At 40.7% G+C, this 15904-nt stretch carries 16 protein-coding genes; 10 read left to right on the forward strand and 6 right to left on the reverse strand.

Annotation, left to right across the window (positions count from 1 at the left end):
* The first annotated feature begins 242 nt into the window (after positions 1–242).
* The 6 genes from HWQ39_RS14140 (at position 243) to HWQ39_RS14165 (ending at position 5918) form a co-directional block, all read left to right on the forward strand.
* Entirely contained in the window at positions 243–554 is a 312-nt protein-coding gene (locus HWQ39_RS14140) for a BMC domain-containing protein (protein ID WP_292845742.1), read from the forward strand.
* 85 nt (positions 555–639) lie between these two features.
* Positions 640–987, forward strand: a complete 348-nt coding sequence (locus tag HWQ39_RS14145; protein WP_292845745.1) for a carbon dioxide-concentrating mechanism protein CcmK — start codon at positions 640–642, stop codon at positions 985–987.
* A gap of 356 nt (positions 988–1343) precedes the next feature.
* Positions 1344–1475 carry a hypothetical protein gene (locus HWQ39_RS14150; protein ID WP_292845748.1) on the forward strand — a complete coding sequence of 44 codons (132 nt, stop codon included), beginning with the start codon at positions 1344–1346 and terminating at the stop codon, positions 1473–1475.
* An 899-nt stretch (positions 1476–2374) separates the two neighbouring features.
* Positions 2375–3562, forward strand: a complete 1188-nt coding sequence (locus HWQ39_RS14155) for a HetZ-related protein 2 (RefSeq protein WP_292845751.1) — start codon at positions 2375–2377, stop codon at positions 3560–3562.
* A gap of 233 nt (positions 3563–3795) precedes the next feature.
* Positions 3796–5046 (forward strand): pilus assembly protein PilB, encoded by a 1251-nt coding sequence (locus HWQ39_RS14160; protein ID WP_292845753.1) that lies wholly within the window; start codon positions 3796–3798, stop codon positions 5044–5046.
* 188 nt (positions 5047–5234) lie between these two features.
* The gene (locus HWQ39_RS14165) at positions 5235–5918 is read left to right on the forward strand and encodes a Crp/Fnr family transcriptional regulator (protein WP_292845756.1); all 684 of its coding nucleotides are present in this window, start codon (positions 5235–5237) and stop codon (positions 5916–5918) included.
* Between the two features lie 68 nt (positions 5919–5986).
* Here the strand turns inward: HWQ39_RS14165 and HWQ39_RS14170 are convergent, their stop codons facing one another.
* Positions 5987–6757, reverse strand: coding sequence for a hypothetical protein (locus HWQ39_RS14170; RefSeq protein ID WP_292845759.1), 771 nt, complete (start codon positions 6755–6757; stop codon positions 5987–5989).
* A 798-nt stretch (positions 6758–7555) separates the two neighbouring features.
* Positions 7556–8206, reverse strand: coding sequence for a phosphoribosylglycinamide formyltransferase (gene purN, locus HWQ39_RS14175; protein WP_292845762.1), 651 nt, complete (start codon positions 8204–8206; stop codon positions 7556–7558).
* Between the two features lie 304 nt (positions 8207–8510).
* On the opposite strand from purN, the gene HWQ39_RS14180 reads away from it, so the two are divergent.
* Positions 8511–10994 carry a caspase family protein gene (locus HWQ39_RS14180; protein WP_292845765.1) on the forward strand — a complete coding sequence of 828 codons (2484 nt, stop codon included), beginning with the start codon at positions 8511–8513 and terminating at the stop codon, positions 10992–10994.
* 141 nt (positions 10995–11135) lie between these two features.
* A complete protein-coding gene (locus HWQ39_RS14185) occupies positions 11136–12017 on the forward strand; it encodes a carbohydrate ABC transporter permease (protein WP_292845768.1) in 882 nt (293 codons plus the stop codon).
* 14 nt (positions 12018–12031) lie between these two features.
* On the opposite strand, the gene HWQ39_RS14190 is transcribed toward HWQ39_RS14185, so the two are convergent.
* Positions 12032–12598, reverse strand: coding sequence for a thermonuclease family protein (locus tag HWQ39_RS14190; protein WP_292845771.1), 567 nt, complete (start codon positions 12596–12598; stop codon positions 12032–12034).
* Between the two features lie 278 nt (positions 12599–12876).
* Here HWQ39_RS14190 and HWQ39_RS14195 point away from each other — a divergent pair, with 278 nt between their 5' ends.
* Positions 12877–13218, forward strand: coding sequence for a helix-turn-helix domain-containing protein (locus tag HWQ39_RS14195; RefSeq protein WP_292845774.1), 342 nt, complete (start codon positions 12877–12879; stop codon positions 13216–13218).
* A 76-nt stretch (positions 13219–13294) separates the two neighbouring features.
* Here HWQ39_RS14195 and HWQ39_RS14200 read toward each other — a convergent pair whose 3' ends face one another.
* The 3 genes from HWQ39_RS14200 to HWQ39_RS14210 are packed head-to-tail and all read right to left on the reverse strand — an operon-like array spanning position 13295 to position 14984.
* Complete coding sequence (locus HWQ39_RS14200; RefSeq protein ID WP_292845777.1) at positions 13295–13690, reverse strand: hypothetical protein; 396 nt, start codon at positions 13688–13690, stop codon at positions 13295–13297.
* 27 nt (positions 13691–13717) lie between these two features.
* Positions 13718–14323, reverse strand: coding sequence for a VWA domain-containing protein (locus HWQ39_RS14205; RefSeq protein WP_292845780.1), 606 nt, complete (start codon positions 14321–14323; stop codon positions 13718–13720).
* Between the two features lie 55 nt (positions 14324–14378).
* The gene (locus HWQ39_RS14210; protein WP_292845785.1) at positions 14379–14984 is read right to left on the reverse strand and encodes a VWA domain-containing protein; all 606 of its coding nucleotides are present in this window, start codon (positions 14982–14984) and stop codon (positions 14379–14381) included.
* 295 nt (positions 14985–15279) lie between these two features.
* Between HWQ39_RS14210 and HWQ39_RS14215 the strand changes: the two genes are divergently transcribed.
* Positions 15280–15904 (forward strand): PAS domain-containing protein (locus HWQ39_RS14215; protein ID WP_292845783.1); only part of this gene is annotated, 625 nt, incomplete at its 3' end.

Consider the following 15904-nt stretch of genomic DNA (forward strand, 5'->3'; position numbering starts at 1 on the left):
ATTTTGTTCAACAACAAAATTACAAAAACTAATTTGCTAAAGTATTATTTTTAATATATAAAACATAAACCAGCCGCGATCAAAATATTTTAACTCCCAACTCCTGTAGAGACGCGATTAATCGCGTCTCTACCCACTCGACCGAAATTTATAGATCCAAGAAAGTTTTCCAAAATGTCAAAATTGGGACAAAAGCCACGTACAATTAAAATCGCTTATTCCTTAATTCAGGAGCTAATGCCATGCCAATGGCGGTTGGCGTAATTGAAACTTTAGGTTTTCCTAGTGTCTTAGCAGCAGCAGATGCAATGGTCAAAGCTGCCGCTGTCACAATTGTGTATTATGGTCAAGCGGAAAGCGCTCGCTTGTTAGTCGCCGTTCGGGGACACGTTTCTGAAGTAAATAGAGCTGTTGAAGCCGGAATCGTAGCGGGAGAGCAAGTCAAAGCTGGTGCAGTAATTACCTACTACATTGTTCCTAATCCCCCGGAAAATGTGGAAACCATATTACCAATCCATTTCACCGAGGAATCAGAACCTTTCCGTATGTTCTAAGCAATTTTGCTATCAAAATCTGTAGCGAAGCTTCGTACAATTAACTTGTAGCCACCATATCGTTTGTTTATACAGGAGATTAATAATGTCATTACAGGCAGTTGGAGCACTTGAAACGAAAGGTTTTCCGGCGGTGCTAGCAGCAGCAGATGCTATGGTAAAAGCTGGTCGAGTCACCCTCGTTGGTTATATCAGAGTAGGTAGCGCTCGCTTTACAGTTAATATTCGTGGCGATGTTTCTGAAGTAAAAGCCGCGATGGCTGCTGGTATTGAAGCCGCAGAAAATGTTTATGGCGGTACCCTAGAATCCTGGGTGATTATTCCTCGTCCCCATGAAAACGTTGAAGCTGTTCTACCAATTGGTTACACAGAACAAGTCCAACAGTATCGAGAATCTGTAGAAAATCCCATTGTTAGATCAAACAATCGATAGATTTAATCCCCTGTGGGTAAATTCAAAACGAAGAATGCCCATAAATAAATTTAAAAATAAGTTTATTGTAAGGCTTCTGATCATCAAAACTTTAGAGCGTTGCAAACTTTTCTGTTTTTAGATTTTGCATAAGTTGAATTTTGAAGCAGAGGGAAAGCAACAGTTAGAGTCAATAGTCAAAATCAATATTGACTGTTGACTATTCATTCTTAGGAATATAAAAGTTTTAAGAATAACTTGCCAATCATTAGAGGCGTAGTTGTAAATGAAGCTAAGTAGGTGGGCGTAAATATTTGTCGTTGAGATAAGGCAAGAAAGAATGCTTATTTTGTAAGCCTTCTGGCTATTTTAAACGAGTGGTCTATTTACACCGTGTTGTACTAATTTACAGCTATTTTCAGGTAAATAGACCAGGCGGTAGGGGCACAGTAATGCTCATTGGTGGTAAAACCGCTCGTCCGCCGGAAATTGAAATTCCCGCCTCATAGCTAAAGTCATCTGAAGATGACTAAATATCGCCAAAAATCTCCAGTATACTTCAGTAGACTTTAGCTAAAAGCCAAAGAAATTTATTTAAAGGCGGGTGAGGAAGCTAACAAATAAGCCATTTTTAGCTTACAGCGAATTGCAATCAAACATGCCACAAATAAAAGCAATACTGGGCTTTGTTTTATGATTTATTTTTGTGGCGGGTTTGATCGAAAACTGCTGTAAGTTGACACCAATGAGTAATGCTGTGCCCCTGCGACAGATGTGGTTCAAATACATGAAAACTGCTGTAAAAAAGATAAATTTGCCTATCAATTTCTACTATCCAGAATAGCGATCGCTGCGTAGCATACTGGGAGAGAGGTTTTCTAGGTATGATAAAAAGTTAGAGTTAAGGCTTGATATTACTTAAAAAGAAGAGAATAAGCCAATTTTGAAAATGGGTTGAGGGATTTACTGAGTCCATACCTCAATCAACACTAACCATATTGAGATTTAAGTAAGTATTTGACTACGTAATGAATTAGAGAAGGTTGAAACTTATACGGGTGAAATAACGTCTAACATTGAGTTAGATTAGATTCGTTCCTTCTATCTGTTACAAAATGTCAGATTTACCTGACCCATCTCGTGCAAAGGTTGTATCTTCAACACTCTAGGCAGATTTCTGTTCTCAGTGAAAAAATATAACTTTACAAAAAGTTTAAATTGGCAAAATCAACCCAAATGCTTGATATACAAGGGTCTTAGATATTGTGAATTGAAAATAAAACATCAATGTAGAAATTTCTGCATAATTTTAGTGAACTAAGACGTAATAAAAGTAGAATCACTGAGCTAATTTCATGAGTTTCATGAAATTAGGGGCAGCTGCCAGTTAAATAATTAAGTGGGACGAATGGGGGTTGTGATGCAAACTTCAAAATTGAGTTTCGAGGAATGCAATCTCACTATGAAAACGGATGTAGAAAAACTGGCTATAGATTGGCAAAAACGTTTGGCTGTGGAATGTCCAGACCAAAATGAAGCTGCTAGACAAAGCATTATTCTTTGGTTATTGGGATCTGACTCAAAACGGTTTGATTTGTTTAACCCTAAAGAACTCGAAATCGCCAAGCAAGCGATGGAATATCGCTGGAGGATTTTACGTCAACGCTACTTAGGGCTAGGGCGAGAACGTGCTTATCGCAACTTGATCACGCGATTGGGAAGTTTAGTAACATTACGGAATAAGATTCAGACTTGGGTTTCCCTGAGCCGCGATCGCCAGCGCAGTGTAATCGATGTATTACAAGAAGTAATCCAAGAATTACTCCAAAGCGATAGCCAGATGCAACAGCAAATGGCTGATATTGCCAAATATACAACCGATAGACGATTAGGTGATGCTTTGCTATTTGCCAGTTTAGAAGAATATTCTCTGCGCCCAGTACGCAATCAACCCCTATTAGCTTACCGATTTGTGAATTACTTGCGTCGCACTCAGCGCGGTGGTTTAACCCAAGTGCCGGGCCGTGACTTGATTAGACTAGTTTCAGAAGAAGTTCTTACAGACGACAGTGATAATCGAGTTAACTTAGTCGATAGTCAAGCGATCGCAGAATATCAAGAAGCACAACAACTAGAAGAACAACAGGGGCTACGCCAGTCAGTACAAAAAGAATTTGAAAATTATTTACAAGAAAATCTGGGAACAGATGCAGTGGAATGGTTACGACTCTATCTGCAAGGTAAGTCCCAAGAAGAAATCGCCCAAAAACTGAATAAGCAGACTAAAGAAGTTTATCGTCTGCGAGAAAAAATTAGTTACCATGCTGTCCGTGTTTTTGCCCTCAAAGGTAAACCAGAACTCGTAGACAACTGGCTCTCAATTTCCTTAGAAGAACATAACTTAGGATTAACGCAAAATCAATGGCAGCAACTTGATGAAAAATTGACCTCTCTAGAGCGGCAGATTCTAGATTTGCGGAAAGCGGGTAATTCAATAGAAGCAATAGCCGAACAATTAAAACTCAAAACCCATCAAGTGTTAGGCGAATGGACAAAAATCTATCTTGCAGCCCAAGGTTTAAGAACTCAAGAGTAAGCTGTAGTGGAAGATGGGGATTGGGGACTGGGGGAGATGATAGATAAGAACCAATTCCCAATGCCCAATGCCCAACCCTCAGTATTATCCCTAGTCTATAATCTAAAATTCATACCCTACTTACGTTTACTTAAGTATATATAGTTGAAATTTTAACAATCCAACAAAGTATCTTTATTAACTACCTACTAAATTCAAGGCAAAATATAATTAAATACCAACGCATCAAATCTATGTTGTCTTCAGAGGGTGAACTAAATAATACCGCAGCAAATGGACGGCAAATGCTAACTGCCACTCAAATGAAGTGGGAAGAAAAAGGCGATCGCGAGCAAATATTCCAATTAATTGATAGTCTTTTGTCCTTTGAAGCTTGCCTCTACCACCAGATTTTACCCTTTGGATTAGAAGGCAAAAACCTCTTGCTAGGTATGGTTTATCCACAAGATAGCGAGGCACTAGATTACGTTGGTCGCATTTTGTCTTCTATCAATTGCACAATGGTGATTGAAGCGATCGCAGCCGACGCTCACCGCAGAATCCTATCAGCCTACCTCAACCATAAGAATACATCTCAGCTAGATGCCAAAGTTGTGCATCAGCCAACAGCAGACTCTTCTCCAACACATAGCCCAGCAAGCATTGCTGACACTGACACCTCAGAATCAAATCAGCAACCGGTATTGATGGTATTTCAGACACCAAAGCGTCAACATTCTGGGCAGAGGGTAGACTTGCCTCCTATCCCAGAGCTAGAGCAATCATCTGAAACTACCACGTTCTCGAATCCTATTTCCAGAACTCAGCAGGGAGAGACTTCCGAAGCCGCACCACCAAACAATTTACCAATTTTGCCCACACAGGCTTCCCAACTACTGAGTCCAATTGAGTTGCTACCAACACTGCCACCCAAGAAATTACTAGAAGAATTACTGGGACGAATCTTGGTTGGGGGAATTGGTCGGCTGTACTTAGAAAGACAAGCGTATGAAGGTAGGATACTGTGGAGTGACAATGGAATTTTACAGTCTGTATTAGACCAACTGCCACTCTCGGTTTTCCAAGGAGTACTCAATGAATTAAAGCGGTTTGCTTCCCTGCCTGTCACCACGGTTGCAGAACCAAAACAGGTAGAAAAGGAATATGTATATCAAAAAAACCGCTTATTATTACGCTTGCGAGTCATGCCGGGAATCTACGGCGAAGAGGCAACACTCCAAGTATTGCGGGGAGCAGCTTTAAAATTCTACCAACAACAACAGTTGACCCGTTTGAGCCGCGATACCTTAGGAATTTCTCAGCAACTAAGCTTCAAGTTACACGAACTACAAGAACGGCTTTTACTGAACCCCATCCTTGATTCTCAGCAATTAGAGGCTTTAGTTACCCTGAATCAATTAGTGAAAAATTTAGACCAACAGATCAAAATACTGGCACTAGATAGCAATCTACCAACAAACAGTAAATCATCGGTCTGTAAGTGAAAACGCTGATTTCGATCGCATACATAATTGTTATGTTGTAATGGAATCCTAGACCGATCGAGCTTAGAGGTTCATCTTCAATAAATACAAATTTTGCGATCGTATTCTGAGTAAGATTACGGTTTAAAAAAAACTTATAGTAGCAAAGTTAGTTTTCCGCCCTTACATCAATTTGTTGCAAATATTTCATGTTAACTGAGGTTTTTAGTGAACTTTTCCCCTTAATGAGTACAGCCAATCCCCAAACTTTGGAATGGCTGCTCAACGTTGCAATTGAACATGAATACCCTTCTGGGCGAGCCGTTGTGATGGAAGATGCCTGGGGTAACGCAGTTTACTTCGTGGTTTCTGGTTGGGTCAAAGTCCGGCGTACCGTCGGGGAAGATTCAGTAGCTCTAGCAATTTTTGGTCGTGGTGATTTTTTTGGAGAAATGGCAATTTTAGATGAATCTCCACGCTCAACCGATGTTATTGCCCTTTCACCCGTGAAGTTGCTTAGTATCTCTAGAGAGCGTTTTATTCAAATATTGTTTAAAGACCCACAGTTACATCACCGGATGTTGCAACTGATGGTGCGGCGATTGCGACAAATCAACCTGCGCTTACAAATGCGGTCTTCACCACCAGCAGTTAAACTCGCCCATACCTTAGTGACTTTAGGCGAAAGCTATGGTCAAGAATCAGACTTAGGAAGAGAAATTTTTAACGTTCCCTTTAAAGATTTAGCAGAGGTGACAGAAATCGGTGTTGAAGAAACCACCAAAATCATGGAAAAGCTGCATGAAAAAGGGTGGATAAAGATTGATAGTGCCAACAACATCAATTATCTTGTGAACTTCAAACAGTTGATGAACTTGGCCGGTAAAATGTGATTGCTTTATCCAATACAAATTTACTAGGACTTACGCACTGTACAAAAGAATTATGTTGTGTATCAACCTCAAACAAATAATTTGAATCGTGCTAGTTGATTTTCAATGGTTCCTGTGAGGATTTTATTCAGTTCTGTGGTGTCTTGGAATTGCAAAATTTGCTGTGTAGGTAAGTCGAAAGAAAATTGCCCTTCAAAGTCTGGGCGTTGCATCTGTGCTAATAAAATTTGTTCAGAACGCTTACTTTGGATGGCATAGCCAATTTCAATACAGACATTCGGACTGGGAATTAATTGGGGGATTTCTTTACCATCAATAATCGCAATGGGCGCAGTGTCAGCGATAAATAACAAACTCTTACGGATTTTTCGCATGATTGTGCGGTTAATTCGCAGAGGTGCGCCACTGGGACGAGAGGATTCTACTAATGTTAGGGGAAGGCGCGATCGCAAGTTTAAACTGTCCAAACTTTTTCGCAGTTCTTCTCTTAGAGCATCTGTCGCTGCGGGATATTCAGTTTGACAAGATAAAAAAATCGTTGGTTCTAACTGAGCCAACACTGCTTGCTTGGTAAAATAAATTTCATGGCTAATTAAGTCAATGTTAGAGACACAATAGCCACCACTACCTTCAATATAAAATTCAATATTTTCCCCTTCCAGATAGCGCCCAAACCAAGTTGATTTCTTCACTTCGTCACTTTCTTCCAAAAAGTCTGCTCGCAATGCTGATTTCAACAGACTTTTTTTGCTCAAGCGAATGTCTGGCAGACGTTTTTCCAGTTCTGGAATCGGCTCATAATCTTGTAGATACCACGCCCTGAGCGCAATAATTGACATAAGATGCTATTTCAATTGTTTCTCGCTACTCAAATTAGTATAATCTTACACCCAAAGGATGTCAGATTTTAGACTTCTCTTTAAACACAACAATACCCAAACCTCTACTCTCTGAACTATCCCTCTTCTTGTTTATCCTAACCAGGGATGTACTAACTTTCACCGCTTCTGTAAAAAAGTAATGAAAATCAATGACAGCGTGGGATCAATTAGGCAGTGGTGGTATGGCGGTTTCCATTCAGATGAGGTACAACATTATATCGCAAGGTGTAGAGGCACGGCAGTACTCATTGGTGTGAACTTAACGTGAAACGGGCGGTTAGAAACCGCGTTTATACAAACAAAACCCACCTCCGTAGGTTTCAAGCCCTTAATTTGACTCTAGTCCGCGGAGGCGGACAATGCCAGTGTAGCCGCGAATTTTATGAGACTGTTGGTCAATTCTCGATGGGTTTGATCCCTCACCCTTAAAACCTTGGTTTAGCGTTCCTTTCTCGCCCTGAAATAAATTTCGTGCTAATAGCTCAAGTCCGTTGAAACGGACTTCAATCAGGGAAATCAAGAGCAATAGATAATGATGGGTTAGACTCCCTATTAATTCGCCAACAGTCTCATTTTATTCGCCAGGTATTAAGTGCTGTGCCCTTACGGGTGTACCTTACGCTTGTCGGGAAATGCTATAGACAAGGTTCTGCGATCGCAGATGATTGAATCAAGTTTGCTGATTTATCTAATTGGCGTAATCACATCTTAGAGTAGGCAATCAGCGAATCTATGTAATTAATTAATTCTGTTTGGTTACTTATGCTTTGACGAAGAAGCTGCCAGAGCGATCGCCAGTGGTAAAATTCGATGTTCCTGAATTTGAATTCGGGTGTGGAGTGTTTCTGCTGTATCATCCGGCAGTACTGGTACTGCGGCTTGCATCAATATGGGGCCACTGTCCATTTCTAAACAAGCTATATGCACTGTACAACCAGTGATTTTTACCCCAGATGCTAAGGCTTGTTCTACAGCATGAATGCCTTTAAAACTAGGTAACAAACTAGGATGGATATTAATAATTTTATCAGGAAAGGCATCAATGAAAACTGATGTTAACAATCGCATCCAACCTGCTAAAATCACCCATTTTACATCGTAGTGTCGCAATGTCTGCACAATTTTTTCATCAAACTCTTCTCGGCTTTGATGGTTGCGGTGATTTAATAAAACAGTTTCTACACCTCTATTAGCTGCTCTGACTGCTGCCTTTGCAGAGGGATTATTGTAAATTAAAACTTGAATTTGGGCATTTAGCCGCCCATCTTGGATAGCTTGGGCAACTACATCAAAATTGCTGCCATTCCCAGAAGCCATAATTCCCAGTTTTAAAGGGGCAATTTGTTGACAAAGATCGCTAATGCTGGGAGAAACCAAGCTCAGGGTAGAATCAGGGCGGAAGGTCATAACAGCTAAAAGGAAAAATTATAGATGCCAAAAATATATAGTAAGTCGTGGTTGGATAAAGATACAGGAGCCGCCTAGATTTTTATCACATAAATAGGTAGAATTTGATTTTTGGATTTAGCAATATCTTCTTCAATGTTGCGATGTCTACGACGGGCTACGCCTACACTTAATTAAGTTTTGCTGTAAAAATTTAACTTATAACTAGTCCGGTTGATAGAGATAATATTCTAAAACTTGGTATAAAGGAAACAGCACAGAGATTAAAGCCATATCGGATTTGATCGCAGCATAGGTAAGTTAAATGGCAAAGGTAGCGTTGCTGATTGGCGTCAGTGAGTATGAACCAGGGCTGAATCCTCTTCCTGGAGCAGTTAAGGATGTAGAAGCGTTGCGAGAGGTGCTTCTACATACAGACATGGGTGGATTTGCTGCGTCAGATATTACCTTGTTAAAAAATCCTGAGCGACAAATTGTAGAAATGGCGATCGAAACGCTATTCTCCAGTCGGCACAAAGATGATTTGCTGCTGCTGTATTTTTCGGGACATGGCATCAAAGACGATCGCGGTAGGCTGTATCTGGCAACTCGCAACACCAGTAAAACGCAGCAGGGCGAATTGATTCGCTCAACGTCGGTGTCTGCCAATTTTATTCACGATCGCATGAGCGAAAGCCGCTCCCGTCGGCAAGTGGTGATCCTAGATAGCTGCTTTAGTGGCGCGTTTGCCGAGGGGATGTCTGCCAAAGATGACGGCGCGATTGACATTCGGGATCAACTGGGCGGTGAAGGACGAGCTGTATTGACTTCTTCTACTTCGACTCAATATTCCTTTGAGCAAGAGGGGCAAGATTTATCGATTTACACTCGTTTTTTGATTGAAGGTATCAAGTCGGGAGAAGCTGATCGCGATCGCGATGAGTTTATCTCCATTGATGAACTGCATGAATACGCCAGTCAGAAGGTGCGAGAAATTCAGCCGGCGATGAAGCCGGAAATCTATGCAATTCGAGAAGGCTTTAAAATTCGACTGGCAAAGGTAGCTCCGGGCGATCCCAGACAGCGATACCGTAAAGAGGTTGCGCGATTTATTCATCGAGGCGAAATTTCCTTTGTTGGTCGTCGCACATTGGATGTATTGAGGACTCGCTTGGAATTGGAGACAACTGAAGCGAAGGCAATCGAAGATGAGGTGTTAGAACCGTATCGCAAGGAGTTTGGCGAAAAACTCCAGCAGTATCAGCAGGTGTTTACTGAATTACTGGAGCGAGATGAGACGATTACCGATAGCGATCGCCACGATCTGCAAAATCTCCAGCAAATTTTGGGGCTGCGGAATGAGGACACGATACCGATTGAGGCACTGGTGACTGTACGGTTTAAGACACATCAGCAAAACCTGCAAACATATCAGCAAGCGTTTACAACGGCAGTGCGACAAGAGTTTCCCCTGAGTACGGCAAGCCGCGATCGCTTATGGCAAACTCAGCAGCAATTAGAGCTTGCGAATGGAGATATTGCCGCGATAGAATTTCAGATTACGGCTGAGGTAGAGGCATATCACCAAAAACTCCAGGACTACGAACGGCTGTTTTTGACTGCGACACAGCAGGAATATCCTTTCAGCGAGGCAACCCGCAATGATTTACGCCAACAGCAGCAGCGCTTGGGATTGACGGATGTAGATGTTACACCAATTGAAGCCCAAATCACAACCCAGATTGAAAGCTATCATCAAAAACTCCAGCAGTACGAGCAGGCGTTTGTGAAGGCGACTCAGCGCCAGCATTATCCAGATGAGGTGACGCGAAAACAGTTACAGCAAACCTGGCAGACGTTGGGGTTGAGTGAAGGGGATGTGGGAGCGATCGAGAGGGGGATTAATGCGGAAATTGCAACACATCAAGCAAATTTGCGGCAATATGAGCAAGAGTTTACAGAAGTTGTTCAGCAAGAATATCCGCTTAGTGCTTTCAAACGCTCTCAACTAATGCAACATCATCAAGGGTTGAATTTGACTGCTGAGGATGTGGCTGCAATTGAAAAGCCAATTGTTGTGGCGATCAAGGAACATCAGCAAAAGCTGCAACAGTATGAAGAGGTGTTTAGAGAGTCGATACAGTTTGAATATCCTCTTAGTGATGCTACTCGTGAAGAACTTCGACGTTTTCAGGATATTTTAGAGCTTTCTGCTCAGGAAGTAGCGCAGATTGAAGCGAAATCAATTGAAAAGAGTGAGGTAATCGCAGAAGTTGTACAAAAATCAATTGAAGTATTGGAACCGCAGAACATAAATAATCAAAATTTAGAACAATTACATAGAAATATACTTAACAGAATAATTGCTGTAATTGCTGGTTCTAGCATTCTTGTTTTGTCAATAGGCTATATTTCAATATTTTCTCGTCAAAATACAGTTGTCAGCCCATTAAAAGGTGAAGATAAGTCAATTCAATCAAGCAGTGAAGATAACTTACAAATTGTAAATCAAGTTATTCAATTTCCAGGTAAGCCAATACCTGGACATAGTTATGAAGTGAATACACTTACTGCTCAACAAGTTAATTCCTTAAATGATTTATTGAAAAAATTTAAAAAAGTGGATAATTCGTTTGAACCTGTATTACCAGGTAGTGCAACAACTTATAAGGAATGGAATGTCCTTTGCATTGGTGAGCAAGGTCAATCAGGATGCCCCAGGTCGGCAAAACATGAGATTGTAAGCTATGGAGCTTTTGGATCGTATAAGTTATGGACTTCTAGGGGTTGGGTTATTTACAAGCAGTAGACTTACTCTAAAACTCTTTCAGGTATCAAAGACTCTAATTAGAGATAATTATGAACCAAGAGCTTACCCAAGCTAGAAAAAACCAAGCTAAGGGTAAAATCAGGGCGGAGGGTCATAAACAGCTAAGAGGGTTAATTATAGATGCCAAAAATATATCCTAAGTCGTGGTTGGATAACGATACAGTAGCAGCCTGGATTTTTCTCACACCAGCACTAATTTTACTAGGCGTTTTTATCATTTGGCCGATCGCTTATTTGTTCTACCTCAGTTTCACTGCTGGTAGTTTCACCTTAAAAGGTATTTATTGGATAGGCTTAAAAAACTATTGGCGCTTGCTACTCAACCCCGACTTCTGGCAAGTTCTGGGTAACACCTTTTATTTTACTGTTGCTACCATCATTCCCAGTTTAGTTATCTCCTTGGGATTGGCGGTACTATTAAATCGCTCCATTCCCTTGCGGGGAACCCTGCGAAGCGCTTATTTTTTACCTTCAATTATTTCACTTGTGGCAGCAGGTTTGGGATTTCGCTGGCTGTTTCAAACATCAGGGCCAGTTAACGGACTCTTAGATTTTTTTGGCATTCCAGCTATACCCTGGCTAGGGGACACATTTTGGGCAATGCCGGTAATTATTTTAATGAGTATTTGGAAACAACTCGGTTTCAATATGGTAGTTTTTTTAGCAGGGTTGCAAGCAATTCCGCCCAGTCGTTATGAAGCAGCAGATTTGGATGGGGCAAATGCTTGGCAACAATTTTGGTATATTACTCTGCCTGGATTGCGCCCGACTGTGATATTTGCCATCATCACTACCGCGATTTTTACATTGCGGAGTTTTGAGCAAGTTTATGTGATGACTGGTGGTGGCCCACTGAATTCGACTAATTTGCTGGTTTACTACATTTACCAAGAGGCTTTTGCTCAATTTGATTTTGGTTATGCAGCAGCCGCCGCAACGGTGTTATTAGCTGTGACGCTGGTACTAGTGTATTTGCAATTACAAACTTGGGGAGAAGAGTAGGAATTTTCAAGTTTTTACTTTTTATATAGGCTGCGATATTCCCAAGGATTCACAAATTTAGTATCACTCCAAATGCCAAGCCGTTGTTCTTTCGCCTTAGCTTCGGCTTGTTGAACTAAGTCTTTACTAGGACACTTATTTAAATAGGGACGATACACTTTTGCTAAACCTTCTTGCAACAATACCTGTTGCACAAAAGTGCCATTTTTTAAACGGACTTCGGCAATTTTGCGTCCATAGCGATCGCTATCGGTGATATTCAAAGTCACGCGATCGCCTCCTTGTTGCACCAGTTCTTGCACCCGTTCTTGAGCTTTTACACCCCAAGTAAATTGATTGCGATCGCTAGTGCGTTTACTCTGCTTTTCTTTGTTTGTATGGGCTATTTCTGGCGCATCTACACAAGCAAAGCGCACAGTAAAATTTTTGCCATTGGTATCTTTGACTACTAACGTATCGCCATCACTTACTCGCTCAACTGGTTCTCCAGAATTACCGATAAGGCGATCGCAGCCTATTAAACCCCAAATTATGATAATTGCACAAAGCCAAAATCGCACTGGTTTAGTTAATCTCTCCATCTAAACTCACCTACATTACCTCTGTGGGATGATACTAGCAAAATACAAAGATATATTTGTTAACTGTTGACATACTGCCACAAGTAATTCAAAATTCAAAAGATGATTCGACAGATTTCTGCTATTAAAGTGCAAAAACTCAATAGGTCTAGCCTGATGAAAAACTTGTCAGATTCCCGAAGCTGCTACACTAGTTATGGAAAACCTAAAACAAGTAATAAATCAGATAAATAGCATTACTACCCAGCAAACTTGAGTTAGGCTATTCCTAAAAAACTATGAAAGCTGAAGCAGAAAACCATTTCAGACTGACTTGTGAAGTAGAAACTACCATAAAGGTGATTGGCGGACGCTGGAAAGTTTTGATTATTAGAGAATTAATGAGTGGCGTAAAACGCTTTGGTGAGTTGCAACGCGCTTTGCCTGGAGTTACGCAAAAGATGCTAACTCAGCAACTTAGAGAAATGGAGGAAGACGGTATTATTCATCGAGAAGTTTATCCCCAAATTCCACCCAAAGTAGAATATTCTATAACGCCTTTAGGAGAAACTTTGCAACCAATTCTCTATGCTATGCATGAATGGGCTGTGCAACATTTAGCTAGACCAAATCACCATTAGTATTGAGCATAAGTAATAAATAATAATTGCTAACTTTCAATTTAAGCTAGCAAATTTCTACGAATTACGAATTATTTTATTCGTTGTTTCGTAAATATTCAATTGCTGCCTCTAATTTTGAGGGGTAACTTTCAGCAAACCTTTCAAACCAAAGTCCTTCAGACGAAAGTGGATCTACTTTAGCTAACCATTGTTTTGCTTGAACCTTCAAAGTCTCTAATTGTTTGGCTTTAAGTTGTTCTTGTCGAATTCTTTCCTGTTCTAGTTCTTGCTGTCTTTTTAATTCAATAGCAGCATCCTCTTCGGCAAAACCAGCTTTAACTTCTGCCAAAAGGTTATCCATAAAAGATGCCGACTTTGGCGATGTCGGAATAAACGATTTGGCTGCGGCTGATTTTGATTGCTGCTGTTGTGGTTTTACTTCTTTATATTCAGTTTGGAGTTCAGCTAATAGCTTATCAATGGAATCCATTGTGGCAATTCCTAATAAATGGTATAGCTAGTCATTAATGGCATTAAGTAGCACTTCTGATAGACTCAAATCTTCCATATCTTCCATAGTAATGGTGTCACAGATATCAAATTTAGCACCAGCACTTTGGAGTTCATCATCTAAGACTTTGAGAAAGCGGGTAGCTTGCGGATCTGTGCCGACTTGAATGAAGGAAATGGCTAATTCTTCATCTCGATCGATGCGGCGAGAAGCTTCAATAATTACTCTCATAACTGCTTTGCGATCGTCCGGTTCACCATCAGTAACCACTAAAATTGTTTCACCATTTGGCTTGGTTTGTCCGGCTGCTTTGCGTTGCAGATAATCATCAGTTGCGTGTTTTAACACACCTGCCAAATCAGTTGTACCAGAGGGGTCATTCTCTCGGAAAATTTGCGGTACTATGCTAGATGTCACATTTTCGTATCGCTTAAATCTACCAGAAAAGACATAAATGGTTATGCCATCGGGGTCAAATTGCTCACACTTACTAGCTAAGGCTAAAGTAGATTCTTGTGCCGCAACCCATCTAGTTCTACCACCCTTTTGATCTTGGGTTGCCATGCTGCCGCTTTTGTCGATAATCAAAGTATAGTCACGATTTTCTAGCATTATTAAATTCTCCAGTTAATAGTAAAGAGTTACTAGACTATGAGCGATCAAAACATTAGTCAGTTATTGCGTTTGTTAATACATCTACAAGGCTCATTTCTTCTAAGTCGTCTAAAGTGACGGTATCACAAATATCAAATTTAGCGCCGACACTTAGCAACTGGTCATCTAAAGCTTTGAGGAACTTAGTTGCTTGGGCATCTGAACCTACTTGAATGATTGAAATTCCTAATTCTTCATCACGTTCCATCTGGCGAGTAGCATGAATAATTACTTCAAATACAGCTTTGCGATCGTCTGGTTCACCATCGGTAATAACTAAAATTGTCTCTCCGTTTGGCTTACTTTTACCGGCTGCTTTGCGTTGAAAGTAGTTATTGAGTGCATCCTGGAGTACACCTGCTAGGTTCGTTGTGCCAGAAGGGTCGTTTTCGAGAAATATCTGCGCGACTTTGGCTGAGGTGACATCATCGTAGCGTTTAAATCTACCAGAAAAGACATAAACGGTGATGCCATCGGGGTCAAACTGTTCCGCCTTTCTGGCCAAAGCGAGAGTAGACTCTTGGGCGATTTCCCATCTACTTCTACCACCCACTTGATCGGGTGTGGACATACTACCGCTTTTGTCAATGATTAAGGTATAGTCGCGATCGCTCATCATAATCTTCCTTTGATTGTTACCCTGTGGTTCTAGTCTAGTCCAGGAATTTAACGACACCGTAAGTATTTTAAGGTTTCGTATCAATATATGCTACTCAAAAAAGCCGCGTCACAGTCGATGAATGCGTTGGCGTAGCCAATCTCTTTGTTCCCAAAGAAAACAAAATCTTCTCAATTCCCAGCCCCAATCCCCTGTTGCATTTGTAGCTAGATTGGGAATAATAAAGACTACTCATGCTGACACACACTCAGATCAACAAAAGCTGTTTAGCTTGATTTTAGAGATAAATTTGGGTATGAACCATCCTAGATTCTTAGATAACTCTGCGCCAAAACAAAACATGCAGCAGCAAAACTTCTGTCTGGCGTTTCTGCATCAGATAATCAATGGCATATCTGACCCAATTTTTGTCAAAGATCGTCAACATCGCTGGGTATTCCTTAACGATAGTTACTGTGATTTCGTCGGTTATAGCCGAGAAGAATTAATTGGTAAGTCAGACTATGATTTTTTGCCGCAAACTGAAGTTGATGTGTTTCGGGAAAAAGATGAACTGGTTTTCACCACAAATATTACTAATGAGAACCAGGATATTTTTACCGATCCTCAGGGTATAACCCATCTTATCTCTACAAAAAAGTCTTGCTTTGAGGATGAGACTGGTAATAAATTTATGGTGGGTAGTATTCGAGACATCATTTTGCAGAATGAAGTCGGGAAAGTTTTTGGTGTGAGTAGCAGAGCTAGTGATATTACTGAACAAATACAAAATAGTAAGACACTTCGGGAAACTCTCGAAGAACTCCAGATAGTTGAAGAAGAACTGCGCCAACAAAACGAAAAATTAGCGATCGCTCACGAAACGGATACTGTTGGCGAAATATTACTTAACATAAAAACGGTAGATTTACCGTGTAATA

Source organism: Nostoc sp. NMS8 (genome assembly GCF_017115045.1).
In the GTDB taxonomy this organism is placed as follows: domain Bacteria; phylum Cyanobacteriota; class Cyanobacteriia; order Cyanobacteriales; family Nostocaceae; genus Nostoc.

Bases quoted from the DNA above. Each gene is read 5' to 3' on its own strand.
- purN (WP_292845762.1), bottom strand. From the start codon at position 8,206: ATGACCTTCCGCCCTGATTCTACCCTGAGCTTGGTTTCTCCCAGCATT.
- HWQ39_RS14185 (WP_292845768.1), top strand. From the start codon at position 11,136: ATGCCAAAAATATATCCTAAGTCGTGGTTGGATAACGATACAGTAGCA.
- HWQ39_RS14140 (WP_292845742.1), top strand. From the start codon at position 243: ATGCCAATGGCGGTTGGCGTAATTGAAACTTTAGGTTTTCCTAGTGTC.
- HWQ39_RS14210 (WP_292845785.1), bottom strand. From the start codon at position 14,984: ATGATGAGCGATCGCGACTATACCTTAATCATTGACAAAAGCGGTAGT.
- HWQ39_RS14205 (WP_292845780.1), bottom strand. From the start codon at position 14,323: ATGCTAGAAAATCGTGACTATACTTTGATTATCGACAAAAGCGGCAGC.
- HWQ39_RS14160 (WP_292845753.1), top strand. From the start codon at position 3,796: ATGTTGTCTTCAGAGGGTGAACTAAATAATACCGCAGCAAATGGACGG.
- HWQ39_RS14165 (WP_292845756.1), top strand. From the start codon at position 5,235: ATGTTAACTGAGGTTTTTAGTGAACTTTTCCCCTTAATGAGTACAGCC.
- HWQ39_RS14195 (WP_292845774.1), top strand. From the start codon at position 12,877: ATGAAAGCTGAAGCAGAAAACCATTTCAGACTGACTTGTGAAGTAGAA.
- HWQ39_RS14145 (WP_292845745.1), top strand. From the start codon at position 640: ATGTCATTACAGGCAGTTGGAGCACTTGAAACGAAAGGTTTTCCGGCG.
- HWQ39_RS14190 (WP_292845771.1), bottom strand. From the start codon at position 12,598: ATGGAGAGATTAACTAAACCAGTGCGATTTTGGCTTTGTGCAATTATC.
- HWQ39_RS14180 (WP_292845765.1), top strand. From the start codon at position 8,511: ATGGCAAAGGTAGCGTTGCTGATTGGCGTCAGTGAGTATGAACCAGGG.
- HWQ39_RS14170 (WP_292845759.1), bottom strand. From the start codon at position 6,757: ATGTCAATTATTGCGCTCAGGGCGTGGTATCTACAAGATTATGAGCCG.
- HWQ39_RS14155 (WP_292845751.1), top strand. From the start codon at position 2,375: ATGGGGGTTGTGATGCAAACTTCAAAATTGAGTTTCGAGGAATGCAAT.
- HWQ39_RS14200 (WP_292845777.1), bottom strand. From the start codon at position 13,690: ATGGATTCCATTGATAAGCTATTAGCTGAACTCCAAACTGAATATAAA.